Consider the following 18484-nt stretch of genomic DNA (forward strand, 5'->3'; position numbering starts at 1 on the left):
TTGTGCTCCCTTTCAGCGATCGGGCAGTGCGGTTCTCTCCGCTGTTGCGGAGGCTATTTCAGACCCGTGGTGGCAATTCCCTGGACCAGCGCCTTCTGTGCAAAGAGGAAGACGAAGAACACTGGCACCAACGAGAGTGCGGACATGGCGAAGAGTGCCCCATAGTTGCTCAGGCCGGTGGAGTCCTGGAATGAGCTCAGGCCCATCGGCACGGTGTAGAGGTCGGGAGAGTTCAAGTAGAGGAGCGGCGTGAAGAAGTCGTTCCAGGTCCAGATGAATGTGAAAACAGCCGTCACCCCAATAGCAGGAAGGCATAGCGGGAGAATAACGCTCCAGAAGGTGCGGAACGACCCGCATCCGTCGAGTGCTGCAGCATCATCGAGAGTCGTGGGAAGCCCCCTCATAAACTGCACCATAAGAAAGACAAAAAACGCTTCGACCGCGAGGAACTTCGGCAGGATCAGCGGAACATAGGTATCAACGAATCCGAGTTGATTGAAGATAATATACTGCGGGACGATGGTGACGTGGAACGGCAGCATGATCGTCGAGAGCATAATCATGAAGAACGGCCGCCTCAGGCGGAACTTCATCCTGGCGAAAGCATACGCCGCCAGCGCGCAAGAGATTAGATTTCCGGCGATGCAAGCGAGCGACACGACCATGGAGTTCAACATGAAACGACCGAACGAAGTCCGCAGCGAGCCCCACCCCGTGATGTAGTTCTCCAGCGTCAGCTGTACCGGTGCATCGGGATCGAAGATGTCGAGGTTGGTCATGAATGAGCGTGTGACCATCCACACCAATGGATAGATCATGATCAACCCGAAGCCAATCAGCAGGAAATGCTTCCAGCCGGCGGCGGTCAGACTTAATACGGCCGAGGTCAGCCCGTTCCGTTGGGTACCGCGGCGGCGTGCCCCGACACCAGATGTCATGGCTGATCACCGACCCTCTCGTATGCACTCTGATGGTCACTGCTGCCTGAGTCGTCAGTTCTCATAGTGGACCCAATACCTTGCGGCGACGAAGTTGATGGCAGTGAATATCCCGATCACCACAAAGAGCAGCCAGGCAAGGGCACTGGCATATCCCATCTCGAAGCTCTGGAATCCCGTCTGAAACAGGTAGAGCGTGTAGAATAATGTCGAGTTCGCCGGTCCTCCAGTTCCGGATGAGACGATATATGCAGGCGTGAACGCCTGGAATGATCCGATGAGCTGCAGCACGAGATTGAAGAAGATCACGGGGCTGAGCAAAGGAATGGTTACCGCGACGAACCGCCTGGCCCTGCTGGCGCCATCGACCGCCGCCGCCTCGAGCAACTCCATGGGTATCTGACGCAGACCCGCCAGGAAGATGACCATCGGAGAGCCGAAGGTCCACACGTTGAGGATCATCAAGGTCGTCAGTGCGTGGTCCGGATCCGAGACCCACGAACCCATCTGGATGCCGATGCTGCTCGCCAGGTCCGGGATAAGTCCGTCATTGGCAAACAGCCGCCGCCACAGCACCGCAACCGCCACGCTGCCACCGAGCAACGACGGCAGATAGTACACCGACCGGTAGATCGGCAGTGCTCGGACGCCTTTGTTCAGGATGACGGCGACGGCGAGCGCGAAGACCAACTGCACGGGAACGGAAATGAACACGTACTTCGCCGTCACGAGCGCGGCATCACGGAACGTTGAATCGGTGAACATCCGCTGGTAGTTCTCCGTGCCCACCCAGCTCGGCGAGCCGCCGAGCCGGTAGCTGGTGAACGAGAGGTACAGGGAGGCGATCATTGGCACTGCAGTGATCGTCAGCACTCCTGCGAGCCACGGAATCAAGAACAGGTAAGCCGCCCGGGAGTGGCGTCCATCCTGCGATTCCTGCGCCGCGCGGCGCATGTTGATGGCTGATTGAGTCACGGGGCCCCCTTTGGCGCAATTCGGATAGTGCACTGGTTCGGGGGGCGGGTGGCGGCGGCGCTCCTGGAGCGCCGCCGCCACCCGCCACCCCCGGAGGTCAGGTCGCAGGCCGGGGCTGCCAGTCGCGCTCCTGGCCCTCCCACTCCCGCAAACCCTCGCGGACTGCGTCGAGACGCTCCATCGTCGCACCGTCGTAGTGACCGAGTGAGAGTCCGTCGCAACCAGAATCCACGGCCGCTTTCACGCTGCCGCGCAGTGTCTCGGGTGTGGCATTCGGACGCACGCCCAGTGCTGCGATGAGCTTCTGATCCTCGTTCAACGCCCGGCGGCATTTCATCAGCTTGGCACGCTTGATCGCCACACCCTCGGGCGTGCCGAGCTGATCAGAGTAGTCCGATTCACGGACCGAGTCCACGTGCACGAACGCTGACTTGAAGTCGAGTCCGGCGCGCTCCGGGGACGCCATGTAGGTGTTGTAGCGGAATTCCACGTCTCGCCCGGAACCGGAGAGAGCCTCCTTGACTCTGGCAAACAACTCGGTGATCGACCGTTTCCGGAAGTGCAGCCACGCCATAAACGCTTCATTCTCGATCAGGAGCGTCGACTCACCATAGTTCGCATCATCGAGCAACTGGCGTTCATGCAGGGAGTCGAGGCCGATGCGCTTGGAGAGGTTGGCAAGGTGACGGATCTCCGAAACCATCGCAGTCCAATCCAGATCCTCGGCACGAGCCTTCGACTCGCACGAGGTGCAGAAGCATCCCCCAGTAGCCACGCTCAACAGCTGCTGCCACGCTGACGGTCCGAACGCGTGAGTGCCTCCGTCGTCCCGTCCGGCACCGAACATGACCAGGCAGGTCTGCACATAGTCCACGTCGTAGTTCGTGGCGATGTCGGCGAACAGAGCCACCAGGTACTCGCGGATATCGGGGTTGTTCAGGCACGGCAGTGCACGCTGCGCTTCGACCGCCTCGAACGCCCCGACCACGTTGCCGAAAACGTCACGCTGAAGCACGTCCTGGTATGACTCTCGGGCGAGGACCGCATCGATCACGGTGTGGGAGATCTCGCATCCGGTACGCATCCCACGAGCACGGGCGCCGTCAATCAGCACCTGGAGCCAGTCAGTTCCCTTCAGGAAGTCCCTCTCCGAGGTCATCGGGCGTATCCTGCCGTACTTCGACGGATCCGGGAGCCAGTAAGCCCTGCTGTCCTCGGGCGTGTAGTACCTGCGCACCGGATTGTGCGGATAGAAGCGGGCATGGAGCGGGCGCTTCTCCTTGTGCATCAGGCCGACGAGATAGGCCGAGTTCACCTCTGCCCGGCTCGCCAGCACGTCGAGCGCATGATCGATACCCTCGTCGTGCAGATCCCAGGCGTAGAGGCTCGCCGCGATTTCATTGAGTGCCATTCGGTTCCTTCGCTTCTGTGGATTTCCGTCGTGAATTACTGCGGTGCGTCTACCTGCGCGCCATCACAAGTGGCGCCTGAATGCATGCCTGGCCGGACCGCGCCAGGCCAGGGCCGACACCCCCCGTTAGCCGGTGAGTTGCTCCTCGCCCACGGCAAAGACTCTCTCCACCGCATCGGCGATCGTGGTTTCCCCGAATGCCCAGGAGTCGAGGACGCCGGTTGCCTCCGTCTGGAAGGCACCTGCGGCGGGCGGGGAGGATGGCATGGGTCTCGGATTGGCATCGACCTCGAATCCGATGTAGTCCAGGAACTGCGTGCCTGCCTCATCGAGGCCCGGGGTGATCGCCTCACGCATCAGCTGCGTGGGCGGAGCACCGATCGTCGTGCCAACGATCTCCGCACGCTCGGGTCGTTGAGAAGGAAGTCGACGAAGCGCAGCGCAGCCTCCGGGTACTCCGTCTCAGCAGCGACTGCGAGATTGTTCGGGAACTGGAAGATATTGTCCGTCCCGTCGCCGCCGTTACCAGGCAGCGGCATCAAGACGACTTCCTCGGGCGAGAGGCTCTGCAGTTCGCTGATCTGGTTCGAGTTCCGCATGTGGAACGCGGAGAGGTTCCTGATCATCGGGGCGCCCTGGAAGAAGGGGTCGTCGTCCCGGTGGATGTCAGGGGGGACTGCCCCGCCACTAGCGCGCAGGTCGTCCCAGTACTCCAGCCAGCTGGAAAGCGTGCCCTCAGTGAAGCCGATACCGCCGCTCTCGTCATACAGTTCCTCTCCGTGCTGCCTGAACCAGGCGCGCATCGGGTCGTAATATCCGGTGGATGTCGGCTCGTCAGTGCCGTAGAAGTCTGGTCCCATCTGTTCGTGAGCTCGCTTGGCGTACTCCGCGTACTCCTCCCACGTGTAGGAATCCGGGTAGGTCTTGACCGGAATGCCGAGCTCCTCGAGCACCGGAACCTTCGCGAACGTGCACGGTGACTGCAACCCGTGCGCGATCGCGAACTGGCGCCCCTCGAAGGCACCACTGCCGAGCACAGCCTCGGTGAACCCTTCGTCGCGGATCTCCTGGCCAAGGTGGTCAGTCAGGTCCATCGCATGACCCTCGGCCACCATCTGCGGGAACAGGTTGCCGTGGACCCAGAAGACATCCGGCAGATTGCCCGCCGACATGGCAACGCTCATGCGCGTCTCCAGAGCACCGATCTCCCCGAACTCGGGGAGAATCTCGATGTCTGGGTTCTGTTCCATGAACAGATCGCAAGCTTCCTGGAAACGACGCACCCGGTCGTCGGCTCCCCAGAACATGAAGCGCAACGAGGCCGAGCCGTTCCCGCTCGACCCTCCGGAGCTGCAGGCAGCGAGACCGGAACCTGCCAGGCCTGCCGCGCCCGCCGTCGCGCTCAACCGGAGCAGGCTCCTACGGGAAATGCTGGAGGACTGAATACTCACGAGTCCGCCCTTTCGTCAATAGTGACATCACCCGTGGCGGGTGTATGAGTCGGATAGTGGTCGGTGCGATGCACCGGAATGTCGAGACAGGTAGCCGGTGAGCGTGAGTCTTCGACGTGTGTCGGCGTTGACCGTGGGATCATCTTGGCTTCGGTTGACTTGTCTGTCAAGATTGCCAGACGGACAATCGCAATCGTCGCCAGGAGGGCACGTGCACGACGACACCTTCACCTACAGCGCGAACATCTCGGTCATGTTCACCGAGCATCCGCTGCTGGATCGACCACGGGCGGCAGCCGCAGCCGGCTTCGACGACATCGAGATGTGGTGGCCCTTCGAGCAGCCAGTGGTCGAGAATGCGCAGCTTCGCGAACTGGCTGCCGCGATCAGCCAGGCCGGCGTGGCACTGCGTGGCCTGAACTTCTACGCCGGTGACATGCCCGGCGGTGAACGGGGGGTGGCCAGCATTCCCGACCGCGCGGCCGAGCTGAGGGCCAATACCGCGGCGCTTCTGGAGCTCGCCGAGGCGACTGGGTGCCGCTCCTTCAACCTCCTCTACGGCCAGAGGGACGCACGGTTCTCACAGGCAGAGCAGGATTCCGCCGCGCTAGCCTCGCTCCAGAGGGCTGCCACAGCCGTAGCGTCTATCGGTGGCACCGTACTGCTCGAGCCGCTCGCCAAGGGCCACAACGGCGACTACCCGTTGACCGACCCTGAGCAGGTGGTCGACCTGCTGCGCGGCCCGCTCGCACATCTTCCGAATGTCAAACTCCTGTTTGATCTGTTCCACCTCGGCAGCAATGGGTTCGACATCGTCGGCGGCGTTCCCGGGCTAATCCAGTGGATCGGGCACGTGCAGGTCGCCGACTCGCCCGGTCGTGGCGAGCCAGGGACGGGCACTTTGCCCATCGTCGCCTCGCTGGACAGCCTCGCGAATGCTGGCTATGAGGGGCTGATCGCCTGCGAGTACCGGCCGACTGTCCGTACCGAGGACAGCCTGACCTGGATCGATGGGCACGCGGCGTGACTGGTTCACTTCGAATCCTGATCGCCGTCGACAAGTTCAAAGGGTGCCTGACCGGAACGCAAGTCGCTGGCTACCTCGGCGCGGGCATTCGCGACGTCCGCCCGGACACTGAGGTGCGGGTTCATCCTGTCTCCGACGGCGGCGACGGATTCGCGAGCGAACTCGTTCCATATGGATTCGCGTTCCATCGTGTCTCCACCAGGGATCCGCTCGGACGACCCGTCGCGGCCGGATTCGTGATGCGCGGAGGTTGCGCCGTCCTCGAAATGGCCCTCGCAAGTGGCCTGGAGCTGATCCACCCGGCCGAGCGCGAGCCGCTGGTGGCACACACCTACGGCCTGGGCGAAGTCCTGCGGGCGGCAGCCGACCAATGCCCGCGACGCATCATCGTCGGCGCAGGCGGGAGTGCCACCAGCGACGGCGGCGCTGGGGCGCTCGCTGCACTCGGCGCGCAGGTGTACGACCGCGACGGCAACGCGATGACAGATTTCGGGCCGAGCGCGCTGATGAGCGTGGCCCGCGTGGATCTCAGCGGGCTTCAGCGGTGGCGCGGGATCGAGCTACAGATTGCCACAGACGTGACCAATCCGTTGCTGGGCGGCGCCGGCGCCGCTGCGATCTTTGGGCCGCAAAAGGGCGCTGGAGCGGCGGATATCGCGTGCATCGAACGCGCGCTTTCTCGATGGGCGGATGTCCTCGAACATGCCGCTGGCCGCGCCGGCCGGTGCCGCCCAGGCGCTGGCGCAGCAGGCGGTCTCGGCTTTGGCCTACACGTGGGACTCGGTGCCGACATCGTGGACGGTCTCACCGTCTTCTCCCGACTGAGTCGACTTGAAGAGGCCGTTGGCTGGTCAGACGTCGTGATCACTGGTGAGGGATCGTTGGACCCGCAGACGACATCAGGCAAGGCGCCTTCGGGGGTCCTCCGGTATGCGCGCCAGCTCGGGCGACCGTGCTGGGTAGTGGCGGGCCGCAGCGAGTTGGACGCGACGCAGGTCCGCGACCAGGGGTACGCAGGCCATCGGACATTGATGGATCTCGCCCCAGACGAGGGTTCGAGCATCACCTGCGCGGGGCGATGGCTTCAGGCAGTCGGGCGCGACCTGGCCAGTCACGCCCTTCCCGACGCCGAGCCGACCGCGACTCAGGACTCGGGCGCTTCAGTCGATGACGTGCGGTTGCCAAGTTCCCGGTAGCGCGCAAGCAGTTGATCTCGGGCCCGCACCAGATGCGAACGGACCGACTCCGCCGCCGCCACGGGATCCACAGCCGCAATGGTGTCCAGTATCGCCCGGTGCTCAGCATTGATCGTCCGTGCGTGCAACAAGTTGCGGTGCTGCACCTGGACCATGCAGATGTGGGCCTCGCCCATGATGGTGGCGTGCATCCGGGTCAGTCGTGGGCTGCCCGCCGCCTCGACCAGTGCGCGGTGCATCGCTACATCAGAGCTGGCCATCCGATCGTGATCGCCTCGTTCGGCGAATAGCACTACTTCGGCAGCACGCTGCTCAGCTTCGGCAGGCACCTCACCCCGCTGTGCCACCCGCGTCAGTGCTTCGACTTCCAGCAGGATCCGGGTGTCGTAGAGGTCGCCGATATCCGCGGCACTGAGCACCGGCACCCGGGCACTGCGGTGAACCGTGCGCTGCAGGAAGCCATCTGTGACAAGACGCTCCACCGCCGCCTTTGCCGTCGTTCGAGCCACGGAGAACCGGTCGGCGACGAACTGCTCGGTCAGAATCGCGCCGGACTCGACCGTTCCCGAGATCACCGCCAGCCGCAGCGACTCCGCCACAGCATCGACAAGCGAGACCGCTCTCAACTCTTCGACCACGAGAACCTCATTTTGTTAGACCAGATTGCTTGCTAGTCCAGAAGTATGCCAGGGTGACATCGCTAGCCGTCGGCGTTTCGTGCCGTTCGGCGGTGTCACAGCATCAGAGGAGGACACATGTCATCGATCGGATTCGTGGGGCCGGGCATCATGGGCGCCCCGATGATCACGAACCTGGTGGCAGCCGGCCACCAGGTTCTCGCCTATGGCCGCTCCGAGATGTCCTGCACCCGCATCTTGGCAGCGGGCGCACAGGTCGCAGGCTCGCCGGCGGAGGTGGCGGATGGGGCAGACCTGGTTATCACCATGCTTCCGGACACCCCGGATGTCGAAGATGTTCTCGGCACCGGTGGTCTGGCGGCGGCGCTGATGCCTGGACAGATCTTCGTCGACATGAGCACAATCCGCCCGGACACTACTCGTGATATCCACCATTCGCTCGCAGAGCGCGGAATCATGATGCTCGATGCCCCCGTCAGTGGCGGCGAGGCAGCCGCGCATGAGGGCACCTTGAGCATCATGGTCGGCGGCGAGGCCTCGGCGCTCGACGAGGCACGTGAGGTACTGGAATGCCTCGGCGCAACGATCACCCACGTGGGACCGGCCGGTGCGGGTCAGCTGACGAAGGCGGCGAACCAACTGATCGTCGCCGCCAACATCCAGGCAGTGTCCGAGGCGATCGTCCTGCTGGAATCGGCTGGTGCTGACCTCACTAGCGCCCTCGCAGCCATCAATGGCGGCCTGGCAGGCTCCACCGTGCTTACCCGCAAACGCGAGGCATTCATCAACGGTTCCTTCGAACCGGGGTTCCGGATCACCTTGCACAACAAGGATCTGCGAATCGTGTGCAGTGCCGCCGATGGTGCCGGCATCGCGTTGCCGATGACCGCTCTCGTCTCCCAGCTCATGGTGGCAGCCGTGGCACAGGGGCTCGGGCACCTCGATCACTCGGCGTTATTGACACTGATCCGAACCTGCAACAGCTCACATTGATGGGCAAGTGAGCCTGTGACACAGTTGGCGCCATGGTAGGACGGTTCGCGCTGACCCCGTCGTCCCTGACGGACGCGCTGTATGAATCTCTGCGGCTGCGCATCATCAACTCTGATCTACCAGCCGGCGAAAAGCTCACTGAGGCCAGAGTGGCGGCGGACTACGACGTCGCACGGCCCACCGCCAAGGCGTGTCTTGAGCGGCTCACGGCAGCTGGGCTGCTGCGCAGATCCGCTCACAAGACCGCAGTGGTGCCAACCTTCACCGTCGACGAACTCGAAGACCTCTTCATCGCGCGCGAGGCCGTGGAGCGCGCAGCGGTCGTCCGCCTCGCGGCCGTACAGGAAGTACCTAAGGGCGCCGTTGACGCTCAGGGGGCCATCGAGGTTGCGGCGGAGCAGCTGAACTTCCCCGATCAGGTTGCTGCCGACATCGAGTTCCACATGGCCCTGGTCGAGGCTGCCGGTAGCAGTCGCCTCGCCAAGATGCACAGTTTGATCATGGGGGAGGTTCATCTCACCATGGGACAGTTCCAGGCTCATCGCTCCACGAGCCCGGGCGATGTCGCCAGCGAGCATGCCGCCATCATGCAGGCGATCACCGACGGTGACGCGGCGACGGCGGCGGCCACGCTCTTAGCCCACCTCGCTCATGCTCGCGACCGGCTCACGGCACAGGCCTTGGCGACGGGTCGGTAGTTCTGGCGCCTAGGTGCCACTTCCTGAGATGGGTAAAGTCCGGCCGTTTGTCGATGTAAGCAGCTAAGCGCAAGCCCGCCGGACGTGCGCAGCCAGAAGACTACGGACGGCACCTCGCCGCTCGTGTGCCACCACTGGTGCAGTTGCACCGCACCCGACGTTGGCAAACATGCCCAGGTCAGCCGACCTGCACTGCCCTCGTCTCGATCGCCGCCATGCCGGGCGCAACCGTCACGAGCCCCGACTGAGAGCGCCACGAACTGCAGCAGCCGCCACCATATCTCCTGGCCCAGCACCGCCACCGTCCAGACCGGGCCACCCAGATCACGATCACCATCATGATCAGCCCGTTCACGGCGAGCGAGGCGGTGGCCACGTCGAAGGCGAGCAGCCCGATCACCCCACCGAGCAGCAGCACCAGCGCCACGAGCGCCTGCAGCACGAGCCCGACGGCGGTCTGCCGCCGCACCGTGCGCTCGGAGCACTCCCCCTCGTAGCCCAGAGCACCAGCCGCAGCCGGCCACGGAACGTCGAGGTGTTCTCGCGCGGGTCCATACCCCATGGAGAGTACGGCGTGACCGGCGGCGCGCTACTTCTGCGGGTTGACGAGGATCTTCATCACCTCGGGGTCACCGTTGCGGCGCATCGCCTCGGGCAGCCCCGCCAGGTCGGTCCGGTCGGAGACGAGCGGGTCGGTGGCCACCACGCCGCGGGCGATCAGGTCGATCGCGGTGGGCCAGGTGCGCACGTACCGGAACAGGCCGTGCAGGTGCAGCTCATGGGACTGCACCCGGAACAGGTCCAGCTCGATCCGGTCGTGCCCCATGCCCACCAGGACGGCGTCCGCACCCGGGCGCAGGGCGTGCAGTCCCGCATCGATCGCCGCCGGCACCCCGGAGGTATCCACGAAAACCTCGAAGCCGGCGCCCGTGTTCGCCTCAAGTTCTTCCGGCCCGACGGCGGTCGTGGCACCCAGCGCACGGGCGTGCGCCCTGCGTGTGGCGATCGGGTCGGTGAGCACCACCTCCCGGGCGCCGTGCGCCCGGGCGGCGGCCGCCGTCAGGACCCCGATCGGTCCCCCGCCGGCCACCAGTACCCGCCGCTCAGTCACCCTGGCCTTGCGCACGGCCGCCAGTCCGACGGAGAGCGGCTCGGCCAGCGCGGCCTGCTCGAAGGTCATCGCGTCCGGGATTGGGTGGGCGAACATGGCCGGCACGGCCAGGTACTCGGCGAAGGCGCCGTGCACCGGCGGTGCCGAGGCGAACTCCATCTGTTCGCACAGGTTGTACCGGCCGTCCAGGCAGTATGAGCACTCCCGGCAGTGCCGCTGCGGCTCGATCGCCACTCGCTCGCCCACGCGGGTCGGGTCCACCCCCTCCCCCACGGACACGATCACGCCGGCCGCCTCGTGCCCGAGGATCAACGGCTCCTCGACCACCAGCGACCCCACCCGACCATGGTCGAAGAAATGCACGTCGGAGCCGCACAGCCCGACCTGCTCGATGCGGACCAGCACGTCCCCAGGCCGCAGGGTCGGGATCGGAATGTCGCGGATCTCCAGGCAGCCCGGCGCCACCAACAGGCTCGCTCGCATCATGGCCATAATCGATCACCCTATCGAGCGGGTAGGAACGAACACCGTCGGGTGTGCGTTCCGGCGCCTTGGTCTGTGTCACCAGGGATCGGCGTCTGCTGGTACAGCGCGAGCCTGAGTTCGCCGTCGCGGCGCACGTAGAGGCTGGACATGAGCGCCACGAACGGGCGCTCCCCCGCCCGGGTCGCGCGCGCCGTGTAGACCAGGGCCGTCGCGCCGGGAACGCCCTCGACCAGTCGCTCATCGTGAATCTGATAGGTGTCCCACGGCGGTGCCTGGTCCAGCGAGGCCACCACCGCCGCGCGGTCGAGCACCAACCCGTGCGCGAGGACCATCAGCCCGTCGTCGGTCATCAGGCGCCCGTAGTGCGCGGCCCCCGTGCCACGGCACAGTGCCTGCCATCCGTCATGCTCGAGTGCGAGCAGCTCGTCACTATCGGCCATGCGGACCTCCCCCGGTTCTCGATGTGATGGATCTCATGAAATCACAGGGATTCGGTTGCGGCGCCGCCCCCTGGCCCGCCATGGCGCCCTAGCGCGCCCCAGCATCCCGAGACGCCGACACCGCACGGTACCTTCCTGAACATTCCCTGATCATTCCCTGGCCTCGTTGCCAGGTGCATGTGTGTACCGTCGCATGGTCTGTACCCACGCTTGAGGAGTCTGCATGTCGCTCATCCGCCCGCTCACCGCCGTCTCGCTGGCGGCGGTCCTCGCGCTCGCCGGATGCTCCGGAAGCGAGGGCGAGGGCGAGCCCAGCGAGTCCCCCGGTGCCGGCGAGTCCGCCAGTGACGCGCCCGGCACGGAGTCCCCTCAGCCTGACGCCGAGGCCGACCTGGAGGACCTCCCCGAGGTTGTCGCCGAGGTCAACGGCGAAGAAATCACCCTCGAGGAGTTCCTCTCCAGCTATGAGGGTCAGCTGCAGCAGGCCGCGATGTCCCAGCAGACCACCGGCGAGCAGGTGGACGAGGCCGCACTCCAGCAGCAGGTCATCGATCAGCTGGTGGGCAACCGGCTGCTCACCCAGGCTGCCGCGGAGGCCGGCATCGAGGCCACCGAGGAGGACATCCAGGCCACGCTCGCCGACATCGCCGCCCAGAACGGTCTCGGTTCAGCCGACGAGGTGATCGCAGCACTGGGCGAGCAGGGCATCTCCGAGGAGCAGGTGCGCGAGGACGCCGCCTCCCAGTTCGAGGTGACGGCCTACATCGACGCCGAAGCCGAGGTCACTGAGCCGAGCGAGGACGAGCTGCGAGCACAGTACGACACCCTCGTGGAGCAGATGGAGGCCCAGGGTGGCGGCGAAGGCGAGGGTGAGATCCCGCCCTTCGAGGAGGTGCGTGACCAGCTCGCGGCCCAGGCGCGTGGACAGCAGCAGAATGCGGCCGTCGAGGAGATCCTGGCGGGTCTGCGTGAGGACGGGGACGTCACCATCCACCTGTGAGGTCGACGGGCCCGCAGGGGCCACTGCGGATGCGCCCATTGACGCGTCCCAGCGTCAGCTTCAGCCCCCACTCGCCAGAAGCCCACGGAGGCGATCGGCCGTCGTGCCGGCCGTGTATCCCTGTGGGACCCCGGCGAGCAGCAGCACCACCGACTTCGAGTTCTGGCGACGCAGCGGGACGATCGCTCGGTAGGCGGGCGAGAGTACCACTGCCGCGCAGCCTCAACGGAGGGGAAGCGGATGATCACGATGTCGCCGTCCAGGTCTCCCTCGATGACCTCAGGTGAGGCTCCGTGCACCAGCCACTCGCCGCCGAACGGAATGAAGGTCGCCTCGATCCGTTCGACGTACTCGATGACCTCAGGCCCGAGTTGGAGTTCGGTCAGGTGGCCGATCGCATAGCCGTAGGTGCCGCTGTGCCGGAACATGGCAGTTCTCCTTGATCTGTGTGTGCAACTGACGTCGTCCACCCTGCTCCCCGGACGGTGTGCCAGCCATGACCTGTGGGGTCAAGACGGCGGCCCCTACCTGACCCGGTGCGACCGGGCCGCGCCCACTCGCCTAGGCTGTCGCAGGTGATCCCTGCCGCCGCGCCCACGCATGTCGGTGAGGAATTGCGCTCCTGGCGCGCACATCGCAACCTCAGTCAGCAGGAGCTGTCGAACCGGTCCGCAGTCAGTACCCGGCACCTGTCGCGGATGGAGACCGGGCTCGCTCGGGCCTCGGCAGAGATGATTCTGCGGCTGAGCGACCAGCTCGACGTGCCGCTACGGGACCGGAACCAGCTCCTGACACTCGCTGGTCACGCCCCGCGCTACCCCGACCGCCCGATCACGCACCCGGCACTGGCCGTGGTGCTCGACGGGCTACGCGGCCTGGTCGATGCCCATCTGCCGTACCCCGCGCTGCTGCTGGACGACTACTGGGACATCGTCGAGGCCAACACCGCAGTCGATCAGCTCCTGACTGGGTGCGCACCCGAACTGTTGGAACCGCCCGTCAACATTCTGCGGCTGTGCTTGCACCCGAACGGGCTGCTGCCCCGCATCCGCAACGCGGACCAGTGGACCACGCACCTCCGGAGCCAAGTGATCCACCGCGCCCGGCGCACGCAGAACCCGCGCCACCATCAGCTCGCCGACGAGTTCGCCGAGTACCTGGACGGCGGCGACTGCTCTCCCCCGCAGACCGGGCCGGTCCTGACGCTCGACCTTGCGGTGACCGGATCGGTCCTGCGCCTGTTCAGTACTTCAGCACAGATCACCACGGCCGCCGACGCCACGCTCGAAGGGCTGCACCTGGAGACATTCCTCCCGGCAGATGAGGCCACCCGCGCGCACCTGGCCCCAGCACTGCCGGCGCCTGACCTGTCGAGTGAGGTCCGAACGCGGTAGCGGAGGATGCTTCGTCTAGTCGGCCGTGTCTTCTCCGAACGCCGTGTGCGCGAGAATCGCCACCTGCACGCGGTTCGACAGGCCCAGTTTGGCCAGTGCGGCGGAGAGGTGCACTTTCACACTGGAGGCGGACAGGTGCATCTCTCGGGCGATCTCGGCATTCGAGAGGCCCCTCGAGACTGCGCACGCCACGTCCCGTTCCCGTTCGGTCAACGCTGCCAGCCGAGTCCGCGCACGCTCACGCGCCGTCGGCTCAATCGGGGTTCGCTCGCCAGATCCATAGGTGGCGAGTGTCACCAGGGACCTGGTGACTGCAGGCGAGAACGCCGGTTCACCGGCGGCCACGCGCCGTACTGCTTCGAGGATCTGCTCCGGTGGGGTGTCCTTCAGCAGGTACCCGCTAGCACCCGCTCGCAGCGCGGAGACCACGGTGGCGTCGGCGCCGAACGTGGTCAACATCAGCACCGACGGCGCACCCTCGCCCATCCTCGCGAGTGCCGCTGTGGCTGCCACGCCATCGAGCTGCGGCATCCGCACGTCCATCAGCACCACATCCGGCGCGAGACGCCCGACAGCGGCGAGCACATCTGCGCCATCGCCCACCTCCCCGACCACCTCGATCGCAGGATCGGAGCCAAGCATCAGGCGCAGCCCCGAGCGCACCAAGGGATCGTCGTCGACCAGCAGGACCGTGACCATGGGCTCCAACCTACGACGACGAGCTGCTGCGCAGGGGGATCCGTGCTTCCAGGACATACTCGCCCTCGCGAACGGCGCGTTCGAACGTGCCGCCGTGCACCGCGACCCGCTCGGCCAACCCCACCTGCCCCGTACCCGCGCTCGGCAGCTCAGCGGCACTGACGCCCGGTAGCAGTTGGTTGCTGACCTGCACTGTCAGAGATGGTGGGACCCAGTGCGCGTGGGTTTCAACAAGCACCCGCACGCGGCTACCTGGGGCGTGCTTGCGAGCATTGGTGAGGCCTTCCTGCACCATCCGATAGACGGTGCGCTGCACCGACGCAGGCACCGACACACCGGACGTGCCGGCCACCTCGAGGTTCACCTGCTGACCACCACCGCGCGCCTCGGCCACCAGCGCGGGCAGACCGTCCAACGTCGGGGCCGGTGGTGCCGTCCCGCCGTCATCGGGCCGGTCTGCCGCAGCCTGCGCCGGACCACGCAGAACGTGCAGCACCTCGCGCAACTCCTCCAGCGACTGGTGCGCACTGCGACGCACCACGGAGACCGACTCCGCCAGCTCCGCTGCCGGAACCTGCGCATCACGCGCCCGATCGATCCGCACCTCGAGCGCCCCAGCGTGCACAGCCAACAGCGACAAGCGGTGCGCCAGAACGTCGTGCATCTCCCGCGCGATCCGCTCGCGCTCGGCGGTCCGCGCCGCGGCAATATTGCTTACCTCGTGACGTTTGGCCTCTTCGGCCCGGGCCACGAGCATCCACACGAGTTGACGTCGAGCGCGGACCATGAGTCCCGCCGTCGCAGCGAGCAGCACCCACAAGGTCACAATCACCGTCCATGCCACCGGACTGCCGATCGACTCGGGCACGAACGTCACGAGGTGGGGCACGGCCAGTACCTGTGCCAGGACCGCCACGCCGTAGCCCCACCGCCAGCCGCGGTGCAAGGCGAGGGAGAAGATCGCCACAATGAGGGCGAACCCTCCACTGTTGGACACCGCGCCAATCCCTGCTGCTGTCAACCCGATCACGATCGGGAAGTCGCGCCGCCACCACAGTGCCAGGCACATCAGCCCGCCGCTGGCCACGTCGATCCACTGCAGCCACACGGGCACGGGCGCCGCAGTGGACGCACCGAACGTCTCTGCCGCCCACCCCGCGGCGCAGACGAGGAAGACGAGGCTGTCCACCACCCAGTCCCGCGCGGTGCGGTGCACGTGTGCTCGCCCAGGCGCCCGCGGCAATCGGATCGCGCTGGCTCGGCGCGACCTGCGCTGCACCGTTCGTGCGAGTTCTCCCGGCAGCAGCCACGTGTCAACCTCCGGCGGGGAGGTCCGGACACCATCGTCGCTGCTGGTCATGCCACCAGAGTAGGAGGGTGAGCTTCCTTCAGGCCCTACCCGATCGGTCAGCACGATTGACCGATCGGCCGATGCCACCTTCGCGACCGACCGGCACCGTAGGGCACATGACTGAACCAGCGCTCGCGCTCGACTCCCTGACCAAGGACTTCTCGGGCAACCTTGCCGCCGACAGCGTGACCCTGAACGTTCCGCGCGGCTCCCTGACCGGACTGGTCGGACCCAACGGAGCCGGCAAGACCACATCGCTCTCGATGGCTGTCGGCTTGCTGCGACCGGACTCGGGCACCGCTCGCGTCGACGGGATCGATGTCTGGCAAGCGCCTGCGACGGCGAAAGCGCTACTGGGCGTCCTCCCGGACGGTCTCGCCCTTCCGGAACGACTCACGGCCAGCGAGTTGCTGCGCTACTGGGGGCTGCTACGAGGCATGGACCCCGCCGTCGTGACGGCCCGCACTGCCGAGTTGCTGCGCATCCTGGAGCTCGACGAGGCCGATGCCGGCGGCGTGCTGGTGATGGAGTACTCCACCGGGATGCGCAAGAAGATCGGATTGGCCACCGCACTGCTGCACTCCCCGCGGGTGCTGGTGCTGGACGAGCCGTTCGAAGCTGTCGACCCGGTCAGTGCGCGGGTGCTGCGCGCGATCATGCGCCGGTTCGTGGCCGCCGGCGGATCGATCGTCATCTCCAGCCACGTGATGTCCCTCGTCGAGGAGATGTGTGACCGGGTGGCCATCATTGCGCGCGGTCAAGTCCTTGCCGACGGCACACTCACCGAGGTGCGCGGCTCCGGGAGCCTCGAAGACCGATTCGTCGCTCTGGTCGGCGAACGCACGATCAACGCGGAGGAACTGTCGTGGCTGGGGCACTGACCGAGGTACGGCACCTGATCGGGCTACGTCGCACGATCGAGTCCCACAACGAGTCTTGGAAGCGCCCCACAGGCGTCACTCTCGGTCTGCTGGCCGTCGCTGCGACATGGGCGGGCACGCTCGCCGCCGACCCCGGCGCGCGCGGCGACGTGATCGCCGTCATCTTCGGACTCTGGGCGTTGGGTTGGGTGATCGGACCGATCCTCGCTTCCGGCGCCTCCGTGCTGCGGCCCGAGTACTTCACGTTGCTGCCTCTCGACCGTCGCCGGCTCGGCATGGGGTTGCTGGCTTCGGTCTACGTCGGTCCGGGAGCGATCCTGACATTCACCGCGATGCTGGTGCTGGTCGCTCACGGCGCACTGCTGGACCTGTGGCTGGCGCTCCTGGGCCTGCTCGTCGCAGTGTTGTTCACGGTCGGCCTGGTGGCGCTCTCACGTGCCGTGTACGCCATCTTCGGAGCGGCGATGCGTACCCAGGTGGGCGTGGAGATCGCCGCCATGCAGTATGGACTGCTCATCTCGTCGGCGATGGCCGGCTGGCTCGTGGTGTTCCCCGCAGGCATCGCCATCCCGGCACTGCTCGCCGACGGAATCGGGGACGGGCCGCCGGCCACAGTGCTGCATGCGTTGCCGTTCGGCTGGCCGGGCGGCGCGCTCGCCGCCGCCGCCGCGGGCGACGCCATGGGTGCGCTCTGGCGCCTCGGCGCCCTGATGGCTGCTGCTGTCCTGACCGTTGCCGCTGCCGTGGCTCTGCTCATCCCGCACGTCGGGAACAGAACGGCGCGCCGTCGCGGTCTGCCCTGGGGTTCGCGCCAGGTCGCTCGAGGGAAGGCCGTGCGCGACCCGTTACTCGCCCTCGCACCCACGCCGCTCGGCGCCGTCGTCGGCAAAGAACTTCGCAGTTGGATGCGTGACCCGTGGCGCAGCCTGGAGATTCGAACCGCCGTCTGGCTCGGCGTGTTCTTCGCCCTGTTCCTCTATATCGGTAGTCTCGGGCAGATCCCTGACCTCTTCCGCTTCGCACCTGCGGCGGCCCTTGCCGCCGCCATGATGGTGGGTCTGTCCGGGGCGAACCTGTACGGCCAGGACGGAACCGCGCTGTGGATGCTCGCCGTCACTGACTCCCGCAGCGCAGTGCGAGCGGACGTACGGGGCCGCCAGATCGCCATCGTCCTTTCCCTGGGTCTGCCTGCCGCGATCCTTGCCGTCGCGCTCGCGTGGCTCAGTGATGGCTGGTCTGTGCTGGTCCCGGTCGGTGCGGCGATGGCTGCGCTGGTGGGAGGTGGCGCCGGGATCTCGGCGTTGTTCTCGGTAGTCGGGGTCAGTGCGGGCGTGGATCCGGCCAAGCGTCGCAACGCCACCGATGCCGGTGAGAACCCGCTGCTGCTGCAGATCGGGTTCTGGGCCTCGGCGCTGATCAGCGCACCCACCGTGGCCGTGGCTGTGCTCACGATCACGGGGGCAGGGTTCACCGGGGCATGGTGGTGGCCGTATGCGTTGCTGGCTATCGGAGTGCTCAACGGGGCGCTGGCGGCCTGGGGTCTGGGGCGCGCGGCAATCGTGTTTCTCGGTGTGCGGATGCCGGAGACCTTCGCCAGATTGCGGTATCCAGGGCTCAAGCTCGCGCCGGGCGGGACCGGGACATCCGGCAATACGGTTCCGTGGTGGGCGGGCACACTTTCAGATGCGGCGCAGAAGTCGTATCTCGAGGCGCGCCAGGCGAAGGAGAAGGCTGTGGTGAAGTCCCGCCCGCGAAGCGAGAAGAGCACGACCCGTTCCGAGCGGTGATCCCGGAG

Annotated in this window: 19 protein-coding genes and 1 pseudogene; 8 read left to right on the plus strand and 12 right to left on the minus strand. The window is 66.1% G+C overall.

Annotation, left to right across the window (positions count from 1 at the left end):
- Nucleotides 1–53: 53 nt before the first annotated feature.
- From BLU77_RS09210 to BLU77_RS09230, 5 genes are all read right to left on the minus strand, one after another.
- Nucleotides 54–938 carry a carbohydrate ABC transporter permease gene (locus tag BLU77_RS09210; protein ID WP_089772657.1) on the minus strand — a complete coding sequence of 295 codons (885 nt, stop codon included), beginning with the start codon at nucleotides 936–938 and terminating at the stop codon, nucleotides 54–56.
- A gap of 54 nt (nucleotides 939–992) precedes the next feature.
- On the minus strand, nucleotides 993–1892 hold the full coding sequence (locus BLU77_RS09215) for a carbohydrate ABC transporter permease (protein WP_089772658.1): 900 nt from the start codon (nucleotides 1890–1892) through the stop codon (nucleotides 993–995).
- Between the two features lie 118 nt (nucleotides 1893–2010).
- Nucleotides 2011–3324, minus strand: a complete 1314-nt coding sequence (locus tag BLU77_RS09220; protein WP_089772659.1) for an alpha-amylase family protein — start codon at nucleotides 3322–3324, stop codon at nucleotides 2011–2013.
- Nucleotides 3325–3450: 126 nt separating this feature from the next.
- Nucleotides 3451–3681 (minus strand): hypothetical protein, encoded by a 231-nt coding sequence (locus BLU77_RS09225; RefSeq protein ID WP_089772660.1) that lies wholly within the window; start codon nucleotides 3679–3681, stop codon nucleotides 3451–3453.
- A complete protein-coding gene (locus BLU77_RS09230) occupies nucleotides 3681–4775 on the minus strand; it encodes an ABC transporter substrate-binding protein (RefSeq protein ID WP_139177693.1) in 1095 nt (364 codons plus the stop codon). The genes BLU77_RS09225 and BLU77_RS09230 overlap by 1 nt, the downstream gene beginning before the upstream one ends.
- Nucleotides 4776–4986: 211 nt before the next feature.
- On the opposite strand from BLU77_RS09230, the gene BLU77_RS09235 reads away from it, so the two are divergent.
- Complete coding sequence (locus BLU77_RS09235) at nucleotides 4987–5802, plus strand: hydroxypyruvate isomerase family protein (RefSeq protein WP_245708744.1); 816 nt, start codon at nucleotides 4987–4989, stop codon at nucleotides 5800–5802.
- Complete coding sequence (locus BLU77_RS09240; protein WP_175477005.1) at nucleotides 5799–6998, plus strand: glycerate kinase; 1200 nt, start codon at nucleotides 5799–5801, stop codon at nucleotides 6996–6998. The genes BLU77_RS09235 and BLU77_RS09240 overlap by 4 nt, the downstream gene beginning before the upstream one ends.
- On the opposite strand, the gene BLU77_RS09245 is transcribed toward BLU77_RS09240, so the two are convergent.
- Complete coding sequence (locus BLU77_RS09245) at nucleotides 6947–7636, minus strand: GntR family transcriptional regulator (RefSeq protein ID WP_089772663.1); 690 nt, start codon at nucleotides 7634–7636, stop codon at nucleotides 6947–6949. The two genes, BLU77_RS09240 and BLU77_RS09245, sit on opposite strands and share 52 nt — an antisense overlap.
- 117 nt (nucleotides 7637–7753) lie before the next feature.
- Here BLU77_RS09245 and BLU77_RS09250 point away from each other — a divergent pair, with 117 nt between their 5' ends.
- Nucleotides 7754–8629 carry a 2-hydroxy-3-oxopropionate reductase gene (locus BLU77_RS09250; RefSeq protein ID WP_089772664.1) on the plus strand — a complete coding sequence of 292 codons (876 nt, stop codon included), beginning with the start codon at nucleotides 7754–7756 and terminating at the stop codon, nucleotides 8627–8629.
- Between the two features lie 32 nt (nucleotides 8630–8661).
- Entirely contained in the window at nucleotides 8662–9327 is a 666-nt protein-coding gene (locus tag BLU77_RS09255; RefSeq protein ID WP_089772665.1) for a GntR family transcriptional regulator, read from the plus strand.
- 178 nt (nucleotides 9328–9505) lie between these two features.
- On the opposite strand, the gene BLU77_RS09260 is transcribed toward BLU77_RS09255, so the two are convergent.
- Genes BLU77_RS09260 through BLU77_RS09270 form a run of 3 tightly spaced genes read right to left on the minus strand, consistent with a single transcriptional unit; the run spans nucleotide 9506 to nucleotide 11364 of the window.
- Nucleotides 9506–9889, minus strand: a complete 384-nt coding sequence (locus BLU77_RS09260) for a hypothetical protein (RefSeq protein WP_089772666.1) — start codon at nucleotides 9887–9889, stop codon at nucleotides 9506–9508.
- Between the two features lie 27 nt (nucleotides 9890–9916).
- A complete protein-coding gene (locus BLU77_RS09265; protein ID WP_175477006.1) occupies nucleotides 9917–10924 on the minus strand; it encodes an NAD(P)-dependent alcohol dehydrogenase in 1008 nt (335 codons plus the stop codon).
- Between the two features lie 17 nt (nucleotides 10925–10941).
- Nucleotides 10942–11364 carry a nuclear transport factor 2 family protein gene (locus tag BLU77_RS09270; RefSeq protein ID WP_089772668.1) on the minus strand — a complete coding sequence of 141 codons (423 nt, stop codon included), beginning with the start codon at nucleotides 11362–11364 and terminating at the stop codon, nucleotides 10942–10944.
- Nucleotides 11365–11587: 223 nt separating this feature from the next.
- Here BLU77_RS09270 and BLU77_RS09275 point away from each other — a divergent pair, with 223 nt between their 5' ends.
- Nucleotides 11588–12364 (plus strand): SurA N-terminal domain-containing protein, encoded by a 777-nt coding sequence (locus BLU77_RS09275; protein ID WP_089772669.1) that lies wholly within the window; start codon nucleotides 11588–11590, stop codon nucleotides 12362–12364.
- 209 nt (nucleotides 12365–12573) lie between these two features.
- Here BLU77_RS09275 and BLU77_RS23180 read toward each other — a convergent pair.
- A pseudogene (locus tag BLU77_RS23180) lies at nucleotides 12574–12792 on the minus strand (DUF1330 domain-containing protein); the annotation flags it as partial.
- Nucleotides 12793–12939: 147 nt separating this feature from the next.
- On the opposite strand from BLU77_RS23180, the gene BLU77_RS09285 reads away from it, so the two are divergent.
- Nucleotides 12940–13758 (plus strand): helix-turn-helix domain-containing protein, encoded by an 819-nt coding sequence (locus tag BLU77_RS09285; RefSeq protein ID WP_217632388.1) that lies wholly within the window; start codon nucleotides 12940–12942, stop codon nucleotides 13756–13758.
- 15 nt (nucleotides 13759–13773) lie between these two features.
- Here BLU77_RS09285 and BLU77_RS09290 read toward each other — a convergent pair whose 3' ends face one another.
- Both BLU77_RS09290 and BLU77_RS09295 read right to left on the minus strand, forming a co-directional pair.
- Nucleotides 13774–14457 carry a response regulator gene (locus BLU77_RS09290; protein ID WP_089773107.1) on the minus strand — a complete coding sequence of 228 codons (684 nt, stop codon included), beginning with the start codon at nucleotides 14455–14457 and terminating at the stop codon, nucleotides 13774–13776.
- A gap of 10 nt (nucleotides 14458–14467) precedes the next feature.
- Nucleotides 14468–15817, minus strand: coding sequence for a sensor histidine kinase (locus tag BLU77_RS09295; protein WP_089772670.1), 1350 nt, complete (start codon nucleotides 15815–15817; stop codon nucleotides 14468–14470).
- Nucleotides 15818–15924: 107 nt separating this feature from the next.
- Between BLU77_RS09295 and BLU77_RS09300 the strand changes: the two genes are divergently transcribed.
- Both BLU77_RS09300 and BLU77_RS09305 read left to right on the plus strand, forming a co-directional pair.
- Entirely contained in the window at nucleotides 15925–16689 is a 765-nt protein-coding gene (locus tag BLU77_RS09300; protein WP_089772671.1) for an ABC transporter ATP-binding protein, read from the plus strand.
- Complete coding sequence (locus BLU77_RS09305) at nucleotides 16674–18476, plus strand: hypothetical protein (RefSeq protein WP_089772672.1); 1803 nt, start codon at nucleotides 16674–16676, stop codon at nucleotides 18474–18476. Before BLU77_RS09300 ends, BLU77_RS09305 begins: the two co-directional genes overlap by 16 nt.
- Nucleotides 18477–18484 lie beyond the last annotated feature (8 nt).

Origin of the sequence: Ruania alba (assembly GCF_900105765.1) — a bacterium.
GTDB lineage: Bacteria > Actinomycetota > Actinomycetes > Actinomycetales > Beutenbergiaceae > Ruania > Ruania alba.